This is a genomic window from Croceicoccus sp. BE223, assembly GCF_031457155.1.
Classification (GTDB): domain Bacteria; phylum Pseudomonadota; class Alphaproteobacteria; order Sphingomonadales; family Sphingomonadaceae; genus Croceicoccus.
The window spans coordinates 190,665-206,929 of record NZ_JAVDWB010000005.1 but is presented as its reverse complement, the minus strand read 5'-3'; the positions used below and the strand labels follow the sequence as shown (position 1 = coordinate 206,929).

General features: G+C 67.2%; 14 protein-coding genes. 6 read left to right on the top strand and 8 right to left on the bottom strand.

What is annotated here, in order from left to right; genetic code table 11:
• Positions 1 to 35: 35 nt before the first annotated feature.
• The 5 genes from J2X37_RS11920 to dusB all read right to left on the bottom strand — a co-directional run bounded on the left by J2X37_RS11920 (position 36) and on the right by dusB (position 7,466).
• A complete protein-coding gene (locus tag J2X37_RS11920; RefSeq protein ID WP_310021506.1) occupies positions 36 to 1,418 on the bottom strand; it encodes a sigma-54 dependent transcriptional regulator in 1,383 nt (460 codons plus the stop codon).
• Between the two features lie 16 nt (positions 1,419 to 1,434).
• Positions 1,435 to 3,780, bottom strand: a complete 2,346-nt coding sequence (locus J2X37_RS11915) for an ATP-binding protein (protein WP_310021503.1) — start codon at positions 3,778 to 3,780, stop codon at positions 1,435 to 1,437.
• Between the two features lie 64 nt (positions 3,781 to 3,844).
• The gene (locus J2X37_RS11910; RefSeq protein ID WP_310021500.1) at positions 3,845 to 5,320 is read right to left on the bottom strand and encodes a sigma-54 dependent transcriptional regulator; all 1,476 of its coding nucleotides are present in this window, start codon (positions 5,318 to 5,320) and stop codon (positions 3,845 to 3,847) included.
• The gene (locus J2X37_RS11905; RefSeq protein WP_310021497.1) at positions 5,317 to 6,444 is read right to left on the bottom strand and encodes an ATP-binding protein; all 1,128 of its coding nucleotides are present in this window, start codon (positions 6,442 to 6,444) and stop codon (positions 5,317 to 5,319) included. The genes J2X37_RS11910 and J2X37_RS11905 overlap by 4 nt, the downstream gene beginning before the upstream one ends.
• Complete coding sequence (dusB, locus tag J2X37_RS11900; RefSeq protein ID WP_310021496.1) at positions 6,441 to 7,466, bottom strand: tRNA dihydrouridine synthase DusB; 1,026 nt, start codon at positions 7,464 to 7,466, stop codon at positions 6,441 to 6,443. Before dusB ends, J2X37_RS11905 begins: the two co-directional genes overlap by 4 nt.
• A gap of 135 nt (positions 7,467 to 7,601) precedes the next feature.
• Here dusB and J2X37_RS11895 point away from each other — a divergent pair, with 135 nt between their 5' ends.
• Positions 7,602 to 8,783, top strand: a complete 1,182-nt coding sequence (locus J2X37_RS11895; protein ID WP_310021494.1) for a bifunctional 2-C-methyl-D-erythritol 4-phosphate cytidylyltransferase/2-C-methyl-D-erythritol 2,4-cyclodiphosphate synthase — start codon at positions 7,602 to 7,604, stop codon at positions 8,781 to 8,783.
• A 60-nt stretch (positions 8,784 to 8,843) separates the two neighbouring features.
• Complete coding sequence (locus J2X37_RS11890; protein WP_310021492.1) at positions 8,844 to 9,386, top strand: CinA family protein; 543 nt, start codon at positions 8,844 to 8,846, stop codon at positions 9,384 to 9,386.
• A gap of 9 nt (positions 9,387 to 9,395) precedes the next feature.
• Here the strand turns inward: J2X37_RS11890 and J2X37_RS11885 are convergent, their stop codons facing one another.
• A complete protein-coding gene (locus tag J2X37_RS11885) occupies positions 9,396 to 9,839 on the bottom strand; it encodes a type II toxin-antitoxin system RatA family toxin (RefSeq protein ID WP_310021490.1) in 444 nt (147 codons plus the stop codon).
• A 13-nt stretch (positions 9,840 to 9,852) separates the two neighbouring features.
• The gene (lipA, locus tag J2X37_RS11880) at positions 9,853 to 10,806 is read right to left on the bottom strand and encodes a lipoyl synthase (RefSeq protein WP_310021485.1); all 954 of its coding nucleotides are present in this window, start codon (positions 10,804 to 10,806) and stop codon (positions 9,853 to 9,855) included.
• Between the two features lie 59 nt (positions 10,807 to 10,865).
• On the opposite strand from lipA, the gene J2X37_RS11875 reads away from it, so the two are divergent.
• Genes J2X37_RS11875 through J2X37_RS11860 form a run of 4 tightly spaced genes read left to right on the top strand, consistent with a single transcriptional unit; the run spans position 10,866 to position 14,446 of the window.
• Positions 10,866 to 11,516 (top strand): carbonic anhydrase, encoded by a 651-nt coding sequence (locus J2X37_RS11875; RefSeq protein WP_310021483.1) that lies wholly within the window; start codon positions 10,866 to 10,868, stop codon positions 11,514 to 11,516.
• 9 nt (positions 11,517 to 11,525) lie between these two features.
• Complete coding sequence (locus J2X37_RS11870) at positions 11,526 to 12,809, top strand: MFS transporter (RefSeq protein WP_310021481.1); 1,284 nt, start codon at positions 11,526 to 11,528, stop codon at positions 12,807 to 12,809.
• Positions 12,810 to 12,830: 21 nt separating this feature from the next.
• Complete coding sequence (gene cysK / locus J2X37_RS11865) at positions 12,831 to 13,748, top strand: cysteine synthase A (RefSeq protein WP_310021479.1); 918 nt, start codon at positions 12,831 to 12,833, stop codon at positions 13,746 to 13,748.
• The gene (locus tag J2X37_RS11860; RefSeq protein WP_310021477.1) at positions 13,745 to 14,446 is read left to right on the top strand and encodes a dienelactone hydrolase family protein; all 702 of its coding nucleotides are present in this window, start codon (positions 13,745 to 13,747) and stop codon (positions 14,444 to 14,446) included. Before cysK ends, J2X37_RS11860 begins: the two co-directional genes overlap by 4 nt.
• Before the next feature lie 19 nt (positions 14,447 to 14,465).
• Here J2X37_RS11860 and J2X37_RS11855 read toward each other — a convergent pair whose 3' ends face one another.
• A complete protein-coding gene (locus J2X37_RS11855) occupies positions 14,466 to 16,265 on the bottom strand; it encodes an acyl-CoA dehydrogenase C-terminal domain-containing protein (protein ID WP_310021476.1) in 1,800 nt (599 codons plus the stop codon).

Below are 16,265 nucleotides of genomic sequence, written 5' to 3'. Positions count from 1 at the left end.
GCGCGAGAAAACCCTCATTTCTCGCAGTCGCAGCATCATTCTTCGTCCTCGCGCCGATCGGTGATGCCGAGCGACTTGAGCTTGCGATGCAGCGCGCTGCGTTCCATGCCGATGAAATTCGCGGTGCGCGAGATGTTTCCCGAAAACCTGCGGATCTGGATGCGAAGATATTCGCGCTCGAACTGCTCGCGCGCCTCGCGCAGGGGAATGCCCATCATCGCCGCGATACCGGCGCCGTCACCACTGTCCTCCTGAGTAATCTCGCCGGGCAGCATGTCGGCCTCGATCAGCTTCAGCCGGTCGCGCGGGGCGAGGATCAGCGTCCGCTCGATGACGTTGCGAAGCTGGCGCACGTTGCCGGGCCAGTCGTAGCTTTGGAGGATGGCCATGGCATCGTCGCTGATCGCGGGCGGCTGAACCCCTTGCGCCGTGGCGAAGCGGGCGAAGAAATGGTTGACCAGCATCGGGATGTCGCTCCGCCGCTCTGCCAGCGAGGGAATCTGCACCGGCACGACGTTGAGCCTGTAGTAAAGATCCTCGCGGAAGCGCCGTTCGGCGATCTCCTCCTCCAGATCGCGGGAGGTGGCCGAGGCGACGCGAACGTCGACCCGGATCTGGCGGTTGCCGCCGACGCGCACGAAGGCCTGGTCGGTCAGGACGCGCAGGATCCGGGCTTGGGTCGATTCGGGCATGTCCGCTACTTCATCGAGAAACAGGGTGCCGCCGTCGGCCATCTCGAGAAGGCCTGCCCGCACCAGCTTGCCGTCCTGTTCCTCGCCGAACAGTTCCTGTTCGAAGCGTTCGGGGGTGATGCGCGCGGAATTCACCGTGACGAAGGGCTTGTCGGACCGCGTGCTCCACGTGTGGAGCAACCGGGCGGCGACTTCCTTTCCCGCGCCTGCCGGACCGGTGATCAGCACCCGGCTCCCGGTTCCGGCCACCCGCTTCAAGGTCGCCCGCACGGCGTTGATCGTGCTGGAAGATCCGTGGAATTCGTCAAAGAAGCTGTCGCCCCCTTGCCGAAGCTGTGCGTTCTGGCGGCGAAGACGATCGGTTTCGGTCGCCCGTCCGACCATGTGGAGCAGCCGTTCGGATTCGAAGGGCTTCTCGATGAAGTCGACCGCTCCGCGGCTGACCGCCGCCACCGCCGTGTCGATATTCCCATGGCCCGAGAAGATGATCACCGGCAGGTCCGGCTCGCGCTGCTTGATCGCGTCCAGCACTTCCAGACCGTCCATCGGCGAGCCGTGCAGCCAGACGTCGAGGAGGACGAGGCTGGGCCGCCGCTCGTCGATCGCGCCGAGCGCAGAGACGCTGTCGCCCGCGGTGCGGCAATCGTAGCCTTCGTCGGAAAGGACGCCGGCGACAAGCTCGCGGATGTCACGCTCGTCATCGACGATCAGGATATCGAGTGCCATCAGTTCTGTTCCATCATCATTCTGCGGCTTCCCTGCCGTCACCGGATTTCCCTGCGTCGGATCGGCCGGTGTCGGGTCGAGTCAGGTCGGCGTCGTCCTGCGGGGCAAGGTCGGCGAGCGGATCGCGCGAGAAGCGCAGCCGGACACAAGTCCCGCCCTGCTCTCCGTCGACCGACGGCGCGGGTTCGAAGGCGATGTTGCCGCCATGTTCGCCCAGGATCTTCTGCACGATCGCAAGGCCGAGGCCCGTGCCCTTCTCCCGCGTAGTCATGTAGGGTTCGACGATGCGCGATCCTTCGAGCGGCAGGCCGACCCCGTTATCGGTGACGGTGACGGTCACGCCCTCGCGATCGGGCGACATGTGAACGAGGATGCGCCCTTTGTAGTCGCCATCCGCCTCCGACGCCCGCGTCTCGATGGCCTCTGCCGCGTTCTTCAACACGTTGGTCATCGCCTGCCCGACCTGGTGCCGGTCACAGGCGATGACGGTGTCGCCCTCGTCGGAGTCGAAGCGATAGGTGATCTGCGGGTTGCCGACTTCCTGCAGGAACATCGCCTGGCGCACCAGTTCCGACATGTCCTCGTCGCGAAAGCTGGGCTTGGGCATGCGGGCGAAGCTGGAAAATTCGTCGACCATCTTGCGCAGGTCGCCGACCTGCCGGATGATCGTCTGGGTCAGTTCGGCGAACAGTTCGGCGTCAGTCTCGATCTGCCGGCCGAAACGGCGGCCCAGACGCTCGGTGGCGAGCTGGATCGGGGTCAGCGGGTTCTTGATTTCGTGCGCGATGCGGCGCGCCACGTCGGACCAGGCCGCGCGTCGCTGGTCGAGAAGCTGGCGGGTGATGTCCTCGAAGGTCAGCACGCTGCCGTGCCGCGTATTGGCGATCTTCACCGCAAGGGTGCGCGTGTCCGCGCCGCGGGTATGCTGTATGACGCCGCTGCTGCGCCCGGCAGCAAGCTGTTCGGCCAGCGCGGGCGCGATGTCGCTTAACTTGCGACCGATGGCCCTGCCCTCGCCTCCTTCGAACAGCATGGCCTGCGCCGATCCGTTGATCAGCAGGACCAGCCCGTCATAATCGACCGAGACGATGCCGGACGTCGCCGAATCCAAGACCGCCTCGGTAAAGGCGCGGCGCTCCACAAGCAGTTCATTGGCCTCGATCAGGGCCTGCGTCTGTCCGGCGATCTGCTCGGTCATACGGTTAAAGGCGCGGTTGAGCAGGCCGATCTCGTCGTTGCCGGTCCGTCCCTCGACGCGCTTGGAAAAGTCGCCAGAACCGACGTCGCGCGCGGCAGCGAGGAGTTCGGCGAGCGGCTCCACCTGCCGGTCGGCGAAGCGCAAGGCAAACCACACGGCAAAGACGACAAGGAGCAGCGAGACGGCCAGCAGCGCGGCGTTGAACCGCAATTGGAGATTGCGCGCGTTGCGGATCAGGCTGTCGTAATTGGCAAGGACGGACTGTGCGCGCTGCCACTGGCTCTGCGCCTGCGCGTCGGACTTGCGCGCGGTGTAGAGGTAGACGCCTCGCTTAAGATCGATCGGGGTCACCGCCTCGATCCGCTGGGCCGTCGCGCTCACGACGACGGTTTCACCCTTCGCCAGCCGGTCGAACGTCGCCGGCTCGATCCGGTGCGGGCCCTCGTCCTGGTCCGGATCGACGATGGCGGCGGTGCGCACCACGCCGTCCCGACCGCGCTCGATGATCGCCGATTCGTTGAGCTCGCGAATGATGACCTGGCGGGTATAGGCCTCGGCGAATTCGGGCGAGGTGATGTTCGCCTGGCTGAGGTAGAAGCGTACGTCCCCGGCCATCGCCACCGTCTCGTCGCCGATGTCGCGAAGGTTTTGTTCGTAGTAACCGCGGGCGAGCTGGTTCGCGTCTTCGAGCAGCCCGCGCGAGCGTTCGGAGAACCAGAATTCCACGCCGGACTGGAACAGGTAGGAAGCGAACGCGACGACCAGCAACGTCGGCACCGCCGCAATGAGCGAGAAGAAGAAGACGAGGCGGACATGGAGGCGTCCGGTGCTGCCGGTCAGCTTGCGCGCGCGCATCAGCGCCAGTCGCCGCCCGGCCAGCATGAGCAGGCCCAGCGCCGGCACCAGCGTTGCGACCAGCAAGGAAGTCGTGGTCGAAACCGGCAGGAGCTGGCCGGTCGACCTGTCGGCGCCCAGCGTCAGCCAGCCGCCGAACAGGACCAGAAGGAGCAGCGCGAACAGCAGCAGCTCCAGCATGACGAAGCCGTTGGACCGGTACCAGATTACCCCGACCCGCCGGGTGAGGCGCGACCAGCCGCGCCCCTCGGCCGCGTTGCCGCGCCGATTTTGGGACTGTTCGATCTGTTCGCCGGAGTCGATTTGCATCGTTGCGTGGTTACAACAGCCCTGTTGCGCAAATGCAAGTGGCTCGTAGCAACGCTCTGTCACCTCAGCGTTGCGAAGAACCCGTCTGGCCCCGGTTTCCGTAGCTTTCCGGATCGATCTCGAGTTCGACAAGACGCTTGCGCAAGGTGTTGCGATTGATGCCCAGCATCTGTGCGGCGCGCAGCTGGTTGCCGCCGGTCGCGTCGAGCATGTGGGCAAAGAGCGGACGTTCGAACGCGGCGATGGCGCGGGCGTAGATTTCGCCCGGTGCCGGAGAATTTGCGGTCAGCCACCGTCCCAGAGCACCGGAAAGGTCGTCGCCTCGATCGGCCGCGGGGGCTGTCGATGCCGATCCGGGCCTTTCGCTACGCGATGCATGGCCGCCCTCCTCGGCAAGCGCGCTGCGCAGCGTGTGCTCGTCGATGACATCGTCGCGGGCGAGGAGCGCGACGCGGTAGATGAAATTCTTCAGTTCGCGCACGTTGCCGCGCCATGGCTGGCGACACAGCAGGGCAGCGCCCTCCTCGCTCAGCGCGTGGGTCGGCAAGCCATCGCGCGAAGCCTGAGCCAGGAAATGTCGGCTCAGCGCGGCGATATCGTCACCCCGTTCACGCAGCGGCGGCAGCTGGATGGGCACGACATTCAGCCGATAGTAAAGATCCTCGCGGAAAGTGCCGTCCGCGATCATCGGCACCAGGTCCTTGTTCGTCGCGGCGATGATGCGCGCATCGAACGGCACTTCCTCCCGCCCGCCGACGCGCAGGATCCGGCCCGACTGCAACGCGCGGAGCAAGCGGGTCTGCGCCTGCATCGGCATGTCGCCGATCTCGTCGAGGAATAGGGTTCCGCCGTGCGCCTGCTCGAACTTGCCGATGTGGCGGTTCATCGCGCCGGTGAAGGCGCCCTTCTCGTGGCCGAACAGTTCCGATTCGATGAGTTCGGCGGGGATTGCGGCGGTGTTGACGGCGACGAACGGGCCTGACGACCGCCCGCCGAGTTGGTGTATCGCTTCGGCGACCAGTTCCTTGCCGGTGCCCGATTCGCCCAAGATCAGCACGGTCAGATCGTTGCGCAGGACGCGCGTGATCATGCGATAGACCGCCTGCATTGCCGGCGACCGGCCGACGAGCGGCAGCGCCATCCCCTCTTCGCTCGGTTCCGGCACCGGGGCGCTGGCGGTGCTGCCGATGGCCTGCTTCACGGCGCGGACCAGCTCGTCGAGGTCGAACGGCTTGGGGAAGTATTCGAAGGCGCCGCTGTCGGTCGCGCGTACCGCGGTGTCGAGCGTGTTCTGAGCCGACAGGATGATGACCGGCATGGCGGGCGCGGCGGCGCGCACGTTGCCGATCGTCTCGATGCCGTCGCCGTCCTTCAGCATGACGTCGGTCACCATCATCGCGAACCGTCGGCTCGCCAGCAGGCGGTCGCGCTCGGCAATCGTGTCGCACCGCACCGTCTGCAGGCCCTCGTCCTCAAGCGCGGTGGTGATGACGATGGCGATCGAGATGTCGTCCTCGACCAGCAGGATGGGATCGCTCACGTCATGGCCTCGTCAGTCCGGTCGAGGGAGCGCGGCGCCGCCTCGGCCATCGGCAGGTGGATGCGGAAATGGGTCAGTCCGCTGCTGTCGTCGCGGTCGTGGCTGATGCGGCCGTCCATGTCGCGCACCAGCTTGCGCACGAGCGCGAGGCCGAGGCCCTGGCCGCTTTTTTTGGAGGTCACGAACGGTTCGAAAAGGTGGTCGCGGACGGCGGGATCGATACCGGGGCCGTTGTCGGACACGGTGATCTCGATAGGCAGGCGCAGCGGCGCGGCACGGCCGCGAGCGTGGAGCGCGATACCGCTGGCAAAACGCGTGCGCAGGCGCACCGCGGGGCGCTCAGCCTTGCGGCACGCTTCGACCGCGTTGGTCATGAGATTGATCAGGACCTGCATCAGCGCATCGCCATTGGCCATGACCTCGGGCAGCGAAGGGTCGAACTCCTCGGTCAGCGCCACGCCTTCGATACCGGCGGCCTCCACGACCGCGCGGGCGCGGCGGACCGCGACGTGCAGGTTGACCGGGACCGCCGGTTCGCGCGTGCGACGCGAAAGCGACTGCATGTGATCGATCAGCTGCGCGATGCGGTCGACCTCGTCGGCGATCAGTTCGGCGAGCGGCCGGTCCGCGGATTTCAGCTTGCGCGCGATCAGCTGCGCCGCGCCGCGGATGCCGGCGAGCGGGTTCTTGATCTCGTGCGCGAGGATTTCCGGCGCGCGCAGCACGTTGTCTTCGCGCTGGGCGTCGCCGGTGCGGTCGAGCGTCTCCAGCTCGGTCGGCGCGGTCAGGGTCAGGACCTGCCAGCCGGGGTGGCCGATCACCGGGGCGATCGCCATGTCGAGCCGCGCCGCCGCCGAACGGCCCATGCGCGCGGTGATGTCGTTCGCGCTGATCTGCACGTCGCTGTCGCGCATCATCTCGATCAGCCGGGCTTCGTTGAATTCGATAACGGCGGGCAGCGCCTTGCCGACAAGGCGGCGCGCGCCCTGCCCCAGCAACTGTTCGGCCGCGGCATTGACCGAGGCGATGCGCAGTTCCGGGCGCAGCAGGATCACGGCCTGCGGCAGGCTCGCGATCAGGCGGGCGGCGTCGGGAAGATCGCTCGCCTGCCGGAACGGTATCACGCGGCCCTCCGCTCGGGCTCGTCCGCCAGCAGCGGGGCGTAGAATTCCCGGATCATAGCCAGCGCCGCGTCGGCGTCGTCGACGAAGTTCACCTTGTTCCGGAACTCGGCCGATCCCGGCAGGCCCTTGGTGTACCAGCCGAGATGCTTGCGGGCCATGCGAACGCCGGTGAAGCTGCCGTAATGCTCCAGCATCATCGTGTAATGCTCGACGATAAGGTTCAGTTGTTCGGCCAGCGTCGGGTCGGGGCGAACGTCGCGGCCTTCCAGCCAGTCCATCACCTGGCCCAGCAGCCACGGCTTGCCATAGGCGCCGCGCCCGATCATCACGCCGTCCGCCCCGCTCTGCGCCAGGGCCGTGGCGGCATCGTCGATGCCGCAGATGTCGCCGTTGACGATCACCGGCAGGGACACGGCGTCCTTGACCCGACGAACGAAGGCCCAGTCGGCGTGGCCCTTGTACATCTGGTTGCGGGTGCGCCCGTGCACGGTGATCAGCTTTGCGCCGAGATCTTCGGCGATGTGGGCGAGTTCCGGGGCATTGAGGCTGTCATGGCACCAGCCCATCCGCATCTTCACGGTCACCGGCACCGACACCGCCTTCACCGTCGCCTCGATCAGGCTGGCGGCCAGCGGCAGGTCGCGCATCAGCGCGCTGCCGGCATCGCCGTTGACCACCTTCTTGACCGGGCACCCCATGTTGATGTCGATGATCGCCACGCCGCGATCCTCGTTGAGCTTCGCCGCCTCGGCCATTTCGGCGGGGCTGCAACCGGCGAGCTGGAGGGATACCGGCTCCTCAATCGGGTCCCAGTCCGCCTTCTGCAACGACTGGCGCGTTTCGCGGATCATCGCGGGGCTGGCAATCATCTCGGTCACGTTGAGGCCCGATCCGAAGCGGCGCACGAGCGTGCGGAACGGCCGGTCGGTCACGCCGGTCATCGGCGCGAGAACCACGGGCGTGGCGACCGTCACGGGGCCGATCGCGATGGGGAACGTACCGGGCGAAGGGGGATGCTGCATAAGTGGGGAGTGCCTAAAATTTGGGCAGCCCTTACGGGATTTGCTGCCCTGCGGCAAGCCTGCAGGGCCGCGCGGCCCGTCAGGGCATCATCGGGGGCTGGCAAGGCATGACGGCAAGGTCTATGTGCGCGAGCGATGTCGTCCCCTCCCCCATCTCGCGCGCATCCTGCCGAACAGACGGTTGCCGTCATCGTCGCCGCCGGGCGCGGCGAACGGGCCGGCGAAGGTGCGCCCAAGCAGTACCGCAAGGTGGCCGGACGCTCGCCGGTGGCCCATGCCCTCGCGACGATGTCGGAGCATCCTGCGATCGACCAGGTGCTGTTCGTCATCGGCATGGGGCAGGAGGCGGAATTCGCCGCTGCCATCGCACCCAGGACGGCCTCTTTCGTCATCGGCGGTAGCGAGCGACGCGACTCGGTCGCCGCGGCGCTGGCCGCGATTGCCGCTGACGGCGGCGCGCGGCGCGTGCTGGTGCACGACGCGGCACGGCCCTTCTGCCCCCTTCGGGTGGTGGACGACCTGCTGGCGGCGCTCGACCGGCACGACGGGGCGGTTCCCGCCCTGCCCGTCGTCGATACCCTGGCGCGAGCGGACGGACAACTCGGCGATGTCGTCCCGCGCGACGGGCTGTGGCGCGTTCAGACGCCGCAGGCTTTCCGTTTCGAAGCCCTGCTGGCCGCGCATCGTGCCTGGCCGCCGGGGCGCGAGGCGACCGACGATGCGCAGATGGTGCGCGGTGCGGGCGGCTCCGTCGCCGTGGTCGAAGGAGACGCCATGCTCGAGAAACTGACCCATCCGGCCGACTTTGCCCGCGCCGAAGCGCTCCACGGCGCGCCGGCCTTCCGCATCGGCAGCGGTTATGACGTGCATCGGCTGGTTCCCGGCGACGGCGTCTGGCTCTGCGGCGTGCTGGTGCCGCACGATCGCGCGTTGTCGGGCCACAGTGATGCCGACGTCGCGCTCCACGCGCTGACCGACGCGATCCTGGGCGCTGCCGCGCTGGGCGATATCGGCCAGCATTTCCCGCCGTCGGACCCTCAATGGAAGGGCGCGGCGAGCCACATCTTCCTGTCCCACGCGGCAAGGACTGCGCGCGACGCCGGCTACGCGGTGGCCAACGCGGACGTTACGATCGTGTGCGAAGCGCCCAAGGTCGGACCCCATCGCGACGTTATGCGCGCACGAATTGCCGAACTGCTTGGAGTTGACATCGCGGCGATATCGGTCAAGGCGACGACTACCGAGCGGCTGGGCTTTGCCGGTCGCGGCGAAGGGATCGCGGCACAGGCACAGGTTCTGTTGTCGGCGACCCGCTGAGCGGACGCCCGGCCCGTATGGCCGCCCCCTGATAATCATCGACGCGGATTGACGGACTTCATGGATTCACTTCTTCCCCCCGATATCGTCGCCCTCGCGCAGCGCGTGGTCGATGCCCACCGCGAACGCGGCACCACGGTTGCGATCGCCGAAAGCTGCACCGGCGGCCTCGTCGCCGCCGCACTGACGGAGATCCCCGGATCGTCCGCCGTGCTCGACCGCGGCTTCGTATCCTATTCGAACGATGCGAAGATGGAGATGCTCAAAGTCCCCTCGGACCTCATCGAGACGTTCGGCGCGGTATCCATCGCCGTCGCATGGTCGATGGCACAGGGGGCGCTGGCGCGTTCGGGCGCGGACCTTGCCGTCGCCATTACCGGCGTTGCCGGGCCCGACGGCGGGACCGAGAAGAAACCGGTCGGCACGGTCATCTTTGCCCGCGCGCGGCGCGAGGATCTCGATGGCAAGGAGCCGGCGGCCGAGCTCAAGCGGTTCGACTGCGCATCGCGGGCCGAAGTGCGCCACCGCGCCGCGATCTGCGCGCTCGAACTGCTGCTGCCGAAGTCGGCGACCGGCGAAGCGGCGCGCTCACCCGACTTCTGACCAGAGGCTTCAGGCGACCGGCGGTCCGTAAAGCTCGCCGGCGCGCGCTTCGAAGGCGCCGACCATCTTGCGAAAGGCACGGTCGAGATACTGGCCCGCCAGCGCTTCGAACACCGCGTTGCGGAACGTGAAATCGACGCAGAAGTCGATGCGGCAGCGATGCTCGTCGATCGGTTCGAAATGCCAGGCGTTCTCGAGATGGCTGAGCGGTCCGTCGACGTAATCGACGACGATCCTGTTCGGCCTCTCCTTGTGCACGCGCGAGGTGAACTTCTCGCGCAGCGCCTTGAAACCGACCATCATGTCGGCGACCATCTCGGTCTCGTTGTCCGACTTGACCCGCGTCGCCACCACCCAAGGCAGGAACTGCGGATAGCTCGCCACATCCGCGACGAGGTCGAACATGCGTTCGGCGCTGTAGGGCAGCTCGCGCGATTCGCGAATGTTGGGCATCAGTCGAACCGGTTCACTGCTTGCCGGCGGCCTTTGCCAGCTTCGCCTCGCGCGCCGCGCGCATCTCTGCGAAATCGTCGCCCGCGTGATAGCTGGACCGGGTGAGCGGGCTGGAGGCGACCTGGAGGAAGCCCTTGGCCCTCGCGATCTGGCCCAGCGCGTCGAACTGCTGCGGGGTGACGAAGTCGATGACCTTGTGATGCTTCGGCGTCGGCTGGAGGTACTGTCCCATCGTCAGGAAATCGATGTCGGCGCTGCGCATGTCGTCCATCACCTGATGGATTTCCAGCCGCTGTTCGCCCAGCCCCAGCATGATCCCGCTCTTGGTGAAGATCGACGGATCGAGGTTCTTCACCTCTTCGAGCAGGCGCAACGAGGCATAGTAGCGCGCGCCGGGCCGCACCGTGGGGTAGAGCCGGGGCACGGTTTCGAGATTGTGGTTGTAGACGTCCGGCCGCGCCTCGACGATCTGGGCGACGGCGCGCTTCATCTTGCCGCGGAAGTCGGGCGTCAGGATCTCGATCGTGGTGCCCGGCGTGCGCTTGCGCAGTTCTTCGATCACGCGGACGAAATGCCCCGCGCCGCCATCGGGCAGGTCGTCGCGGTCGACCGAGGTGATGACGATGTGTTCGAGCCCCATCTCCGCCGCGGCGGTCGCGACGTTGACCGGCTCCATCGGATCGAGCACGCGCGGCATCCCGGTCTTCACGTTGCAGAACCGGCACGCGCGGGTGCAGACATCGCCCAGGATCATCACCGTCGCGTGCTTCTTGGTCCAGCATTCGCCGATGTTCGGACAGGCCGCTTCCTCGCACACCGTGTTGAGCTTGAGATCGCGCATCAGGCGGCGCGTCTCGGCAAAGCCCTTGCTGGTCGGGGCCTTGACCCGGATCCAGTCGGGCTTGCGGCGGCGCTCCGCCTGATGCTCTGACGCGGCGATGGCGGCGGTATCTGCGATGTCGTTCATGGCGATCCACATAAGGCGGTCGCTTGCCAGCCGCAATGGTTGGCGGCAAAGGGCGTGGCATGACCGATTCTTCGACCTCCTTCGCCTCGCTCAACGCCGGCTACCTGCGTTTCCGCGACAAAATGTGGACTCCCCAGCGGGAACGCTGGATGCAGTTGCGCGAAGGGCAGGAGCCCAAGGTCATGGTCATCGCCTGCTCCGACAGCCGCGTCGACCCGGCGCAGGTCTTCGATGTCGACCCCGGCGAGATCTTCGTCGTCCGCAACGTCGCCGCCATGGTCCCCCCGTTCGAGACGACGCCCGGCCACCACGGCGTGTCGGCAGCGCTCGAGTTCGCGGTGCAGGTGCTGGAGGTCGAGGAAATCGTCGTCCTCGGCCACGGCATGTGTGGCGGGTGCAAGGCGGCGCTGACGCAGTCGATGCTCGGCACCGAACCGGGTCACGGCGGCTTCATCGCCGACTGGATCGAATTGCTCGACGATGCGCGAGACGAAGTCGCGGCGCGCCACGGGACCGAAGGGCGCCCCGCCGAACGGGCAATGGAGCAGGCCGCGGTCAAGGTATCGCTCGACAACCTGCGCACCTTCCCCTGCATCGCCAGCAAGGAAAAGGCCGGCAAGCTGCGGTTGCGGGGCGGTTTCTTCGCTATTTCGGACGGGGTGCTGCACTGGCTCGACGAAGCTGGCGGCGAATTCCACCCCGCGGTCTAGGCCGGCGGGATGGAAGAAAGCATCGAGGCCGGCGTCGGATCGCCCGAACCGCGCCACCCGCTGGCCTATCGCGACTACCGCCTGTTCTGGGTGGCCCGCTTCTGCGGGGTGATCGCGACGCTGTCGCTCGTCGTCGTTCTCGGCTGGCAGGTCTACGACATCGCCCGGTCCGACTATGGCATGAGCCGCAGGGCCGCCGCGTTCCAGCTCGGCATCCTGGGCTTCGTGCAGTTCGCGCCGCTGTTCCTGCTGACCCCGATCGCGGGCGTCGTGGCCGACCGTTACGACCGGCGCAAGGTGGCGGCCCTTTCGGTTGGCATCGACATGCTGGTCGCGGGCGGGCTGGGGCTCGCGACATGGACCGACGCGCTTTCGCTTCCGCTGCTCTTCGCCCTGGCCGCGCTGCACGGCGTGGCGCGGATCTTCTTCGGCCCGGCGATGAATTCGCTCGCGCCCAATCTCGTGCCGGCCAAGGTCATTCCCCGGGCCATCGCCACAAACTCGATCGCCTGGCAGTTCGCCAGCGTCCTCGGCCCCGCGGTCGGGGGCATGCTGTTCGCGGTGTTCCCCTCGCTGCCCTACATCGTCGCGGTCGGACTGCTGGCCGTATCGGCAACGCTGATCACGCTGATCAAGCCGGTGCGAAAGCCCGATGTCGATCTCAAGGTCCATCCGATCCAGCAGATACGGGACGGCCTGCGCTTCGTCTGGCACGACAGGTTCCTGCTGGGGGCGATCTCGCTCGATCTCTTCGCGGTCTTGCTGGGCGGGGTGACGGCGCTGCTGCCGGTCTTCGCGCGCGACATCCTGATGGTGGGGCCGGTCGGCCTCGGCTGGATGCGCGCGGCACCGGCCCTGGGCGCGGGCATCGTCGCCCTGTGGTTTGCGTTTCGGCCCATGGAGCACAACGTCGGCGTCAAGATGCTGCTCGCGGTCGGTGTCTATGGCCTCGCCACGGCGCTGTTCGGTTTCAGTCACCTGTTCGTGGTCAGCCTCGCGCTGCTCGTCGTGCTGGGCGCGGCGGACATGGTGTCGGTCTTCGTCCGATCGTCGCTGGTGCAGCTCAACACCCCCGACGCCATGCGCGGGCGGGTATCGTCGCTGTCGGGCCTCGCCATTTCCGCCTCCAACGAATTGGGCGAGTTGCAGTCCGGCATTGCCGCGGCGCTTTTGGGTGCGACGGGAGCGGTTGTTTTCGGCGGGGCCGGCGCGATATTGGTCACCGTGATTTGGGCGTTCGCGTTCCCCGAACTCAAGAACGCCAGGACATTCGCTCCCGCCTATCGGGAGTGACCATGAGAAGGAGCCGCGACCATGAAGGCTGACAGCGTACTCGCCACCATCGGCAACACCCCGCACATCCGCCTGTCCCGGCTATTTCCCAACCACGAGGTCTGGGTCAAGTCCGAGCGCGCCAACCCCGGCGGCTCGATCAAGGATCGCATCGGTCTTGCCATGGTCGAACAGGCCGAGGCCGACGGCCTGCTCAAGCCCGGCGGCACGATCATCGAGCCGACTTCGGGCAACACCGGCATCGGGCTTGCCATGGTCGCGGCGGTGAAGGGCTACAAGCTGGTCCTCGTCATGCCCGAATCGATGTCGATCGAACGCCGCCGCCTGATGCTGGCCTATGGCGCGACCTTTGACCTCACCCCGCGCGAACTGGGCATGAAGGGCGCCCTCGCCCGCGCGCAGGAGCTTGTCGCGGCGACCCCCAACAGCTGGATGCCACAGCAGTTCGAGAACCCGGCGAACGTCGCGGTCCACGTCCGCACCACCGCGCACGAGATCCTGAGCGACTTCGCGCAGGAGCCCATAGACGTGATGATCACCGGCGTCGGCACCGGCGGCCACCTCACCGGCTGTGCCGAGGCGTTGAAGAACGTCTGGCCGCAGATGAAGGCCTACGCGGTCGAGCCGGAACTGTCCCCGGTCATTTCCGGCGGGCAGCCTGGGCCCCACCCGATTCAGGGTATCGGCGCGGGGTTCATCCCCGGCAACCTGCACACCCGCGCCATCGACGGCGCGATCCAGGTGTCCGCCGATGCGGCCAAGGACATGGCGCGCAAGTGCGCGACGACCGAAGGCCTGCTCGTCGGCATCAGTTCGGGCGCGACGCTGGCGGCGATCGCCAAGAAGATTCCCGACCTTCCCGCTGGCAGCCGCGTGCTGGGCTTCAACTACGACACCGGCGAGCGGTATCTGTCGGTGCCGGATTTCCTGCCGGAATGAGCGGGTTCGAGGAACGCCGCTTCGTTCACGGCGGCACGGAACACGGGCTGGCCGTGCTGCGGCCCGAGGGCGCAGCGCGGGGCGCGGTGCTGATCTGCCCGACGATCTTCAACCGCAACGATGCGATGGATCGCCGCGCCCGGATGCTGGCCGACGCCGGCTACGTCGCGGCGATCGCCGATTTCTACGGGATCGACGGGCCGGAAGGCGATGAGATGATGGCCAGGGGGCGCGCCATCATGACGGAGCCTGCGGCTTTCCGGTCCATGCTGACGGCCAACCTCGCTGCCGCGCAGGACGCGGCGCCGGGCATGCCCTTTGCCGCGATGGGTTTCTGCATGGGCGGCATGGCGGTGCTGGAAATGGCCCGCGACGGGGCGGACATCCGTGCCGCGATCAGCTTCCACGGCCTTTTGCAGACCGATGCGCCAGCCTCGGACCGGATCGCGCCGGTCATCATGGTCTGCCAGGGCGACGCCGATCCGATGGTGCCGCGCGATCATGTCGCCGCCTTCGAGGCGGAAATGGACGCGGCCGAAGCCGACTGGTCCTTGCTGGTCTTCGGCGGGGCGAAGCACGGCTTCACCGATCCCGCCTCGGACACGCGGGGCATGGACGCCGTTGCTTATCATGCGCGGGCCGACCGGCAGAGCTGGTCCGCCGCGATGATGGTGCTGGACGAGGTCTTTCCCCGCTAGCCGGCCTACGCGAAGGGCCTCAGCCCACGCGCAGGAAGGCTTCGGCCGGCAGGTCCATGATCGTCGTCGCCCCGGCCTGGAGCTTGCGGCGCAGCGCGCCCGCTTCGGGCAGGTGGCTTTCGGCGAAGTGGCGCGCGGTGACCAGCTTGGCCTCCATGAAGCCCTTGTCCTCGTCGCCCGCGTCCAGCGAGGCGGACGCCGCCTTCGCCATGCGCAGCCACATCCAGCCCATCGACACGAGACCGAGCATCTCCATGTAGTGATAGGCGGCCGAACCGATGTTGTCGGGGTTGGCCATGCCGTTCTGCATCAGCCACATCGACGCGGCCTTCAGTTCGCCGTTGGCCTTGCCCAGCGCCTCGGCCAGCGCCGCCACGCGCGGATCGGCGGCGTCGGCGCAATCCTTGTCGACCATGCCGAAGAAGCTCTGGATCGCGCGGCCACCGTGCATGGCCAGCTTGCGCCCGACGAGATCCATCGCCTGGACCCCGTTCGCGCCTTCATAGATCTGGGTGATGCGGGCATCGCGGACGAACTGCTCCATGCCGTTCTCGACGATGTAGCCGTGGCCGCCCCAGACCTGCTGCATGTCCTGCGCGACTCGCATACCGATGTCGGTACCGATCGCCTTGACGATGGGGGTGAGCAGCTGGACCATGTCGTCGGCCGCGGCGCGGCCGTCCTCGGGCCCGGCATGGGCCAGATCGTTCTGCAACGCGATCCACAGACCGAGCGCGCGCATACCTTCCACGCGGGCGCGGGCGTCGAGCAGCAGGCGGCGCACGTCGGGGTGCACGATCAGCGGATCGGCGGCCTCTCCCGGCTCCTTCGGGCCGGTCAGCGCGCGGCCCTGGCGGCGATCCAGCGCATAGGCAGCCCCGTTCTGGTAGGCGAGTTCGGCCTGCGAGAAGCCCTGCAACCCGACCCAGAGCCGCGCCGCGTTCATCATGATGAACATGGCGGCCAGGCCCTTGTTCTCGTCACCGACGAGCCAGCCGGTCGCGCCGTCGTAGTTCATCACGCAGGTCGAATTCGCGTGGATGCCCATCTTTTCCTCGAGGGAGCCGCACGACAGCGAATTGCGCGCACCGGGATTGCCTTCGGCATCGGGGATGAACTTGGGCACGATGAACATCGAGATCCCCTTCGTGCCCTTCGGCGCGTCGGGCGTGCGGGCCAGCACGAGGTGGATGATGTTGCTGGTCAGGTCATGCTCGCCCGAGGAGATGAAGATCTTGGTGCCGGTGATCGACCAGCTGCCGTCGCCATTGGGCTCGGCGCGGGTGCGCAGCAGGCCAAGGTCGGTGCCGGCGTGCGGTTCGGTCAGGTTCATTGTGCCCGACCATTCGCCCGACGCCATCTTCGGCACGTAAAGGTCGCGCAGTTCCTGCGAGGCCCGCGCCTCGATCGCCTCGATCGCACCGGCGGTGAGGCCGAAGTACATGCCGAAGGCCATGTTCGCGCTGGTCAGGTATTCCTCGACCGCGAAGTTGAGCACGCCGGGCATGCCCTGCCCACCGCGGTCGACCGGCAGCGCCAGCGTGTTCCAGCCCGCTTCGCGAACCTGCTGGTACATTTCCTTGAAACCGGCCGGGGTCGTAACGGACCCGTCCTCGTGGCGGGTGCAGCCTTCCTGGTCCGCGGGATGATTGGTCGGTGCCACGACCTCGGCAAAGAAACGCCCCGCTTCCTCCAGGATCGGCGCGATCATGTCGGCATCGAATTCGTCGAACCCGGGCGTGCCGGCAAGTCCGGGCAGGCCGATGACCTGCTCGAGCACGAAGCGGCTGTCACGAACGGGGGCAGTGTAGGTAGGCAT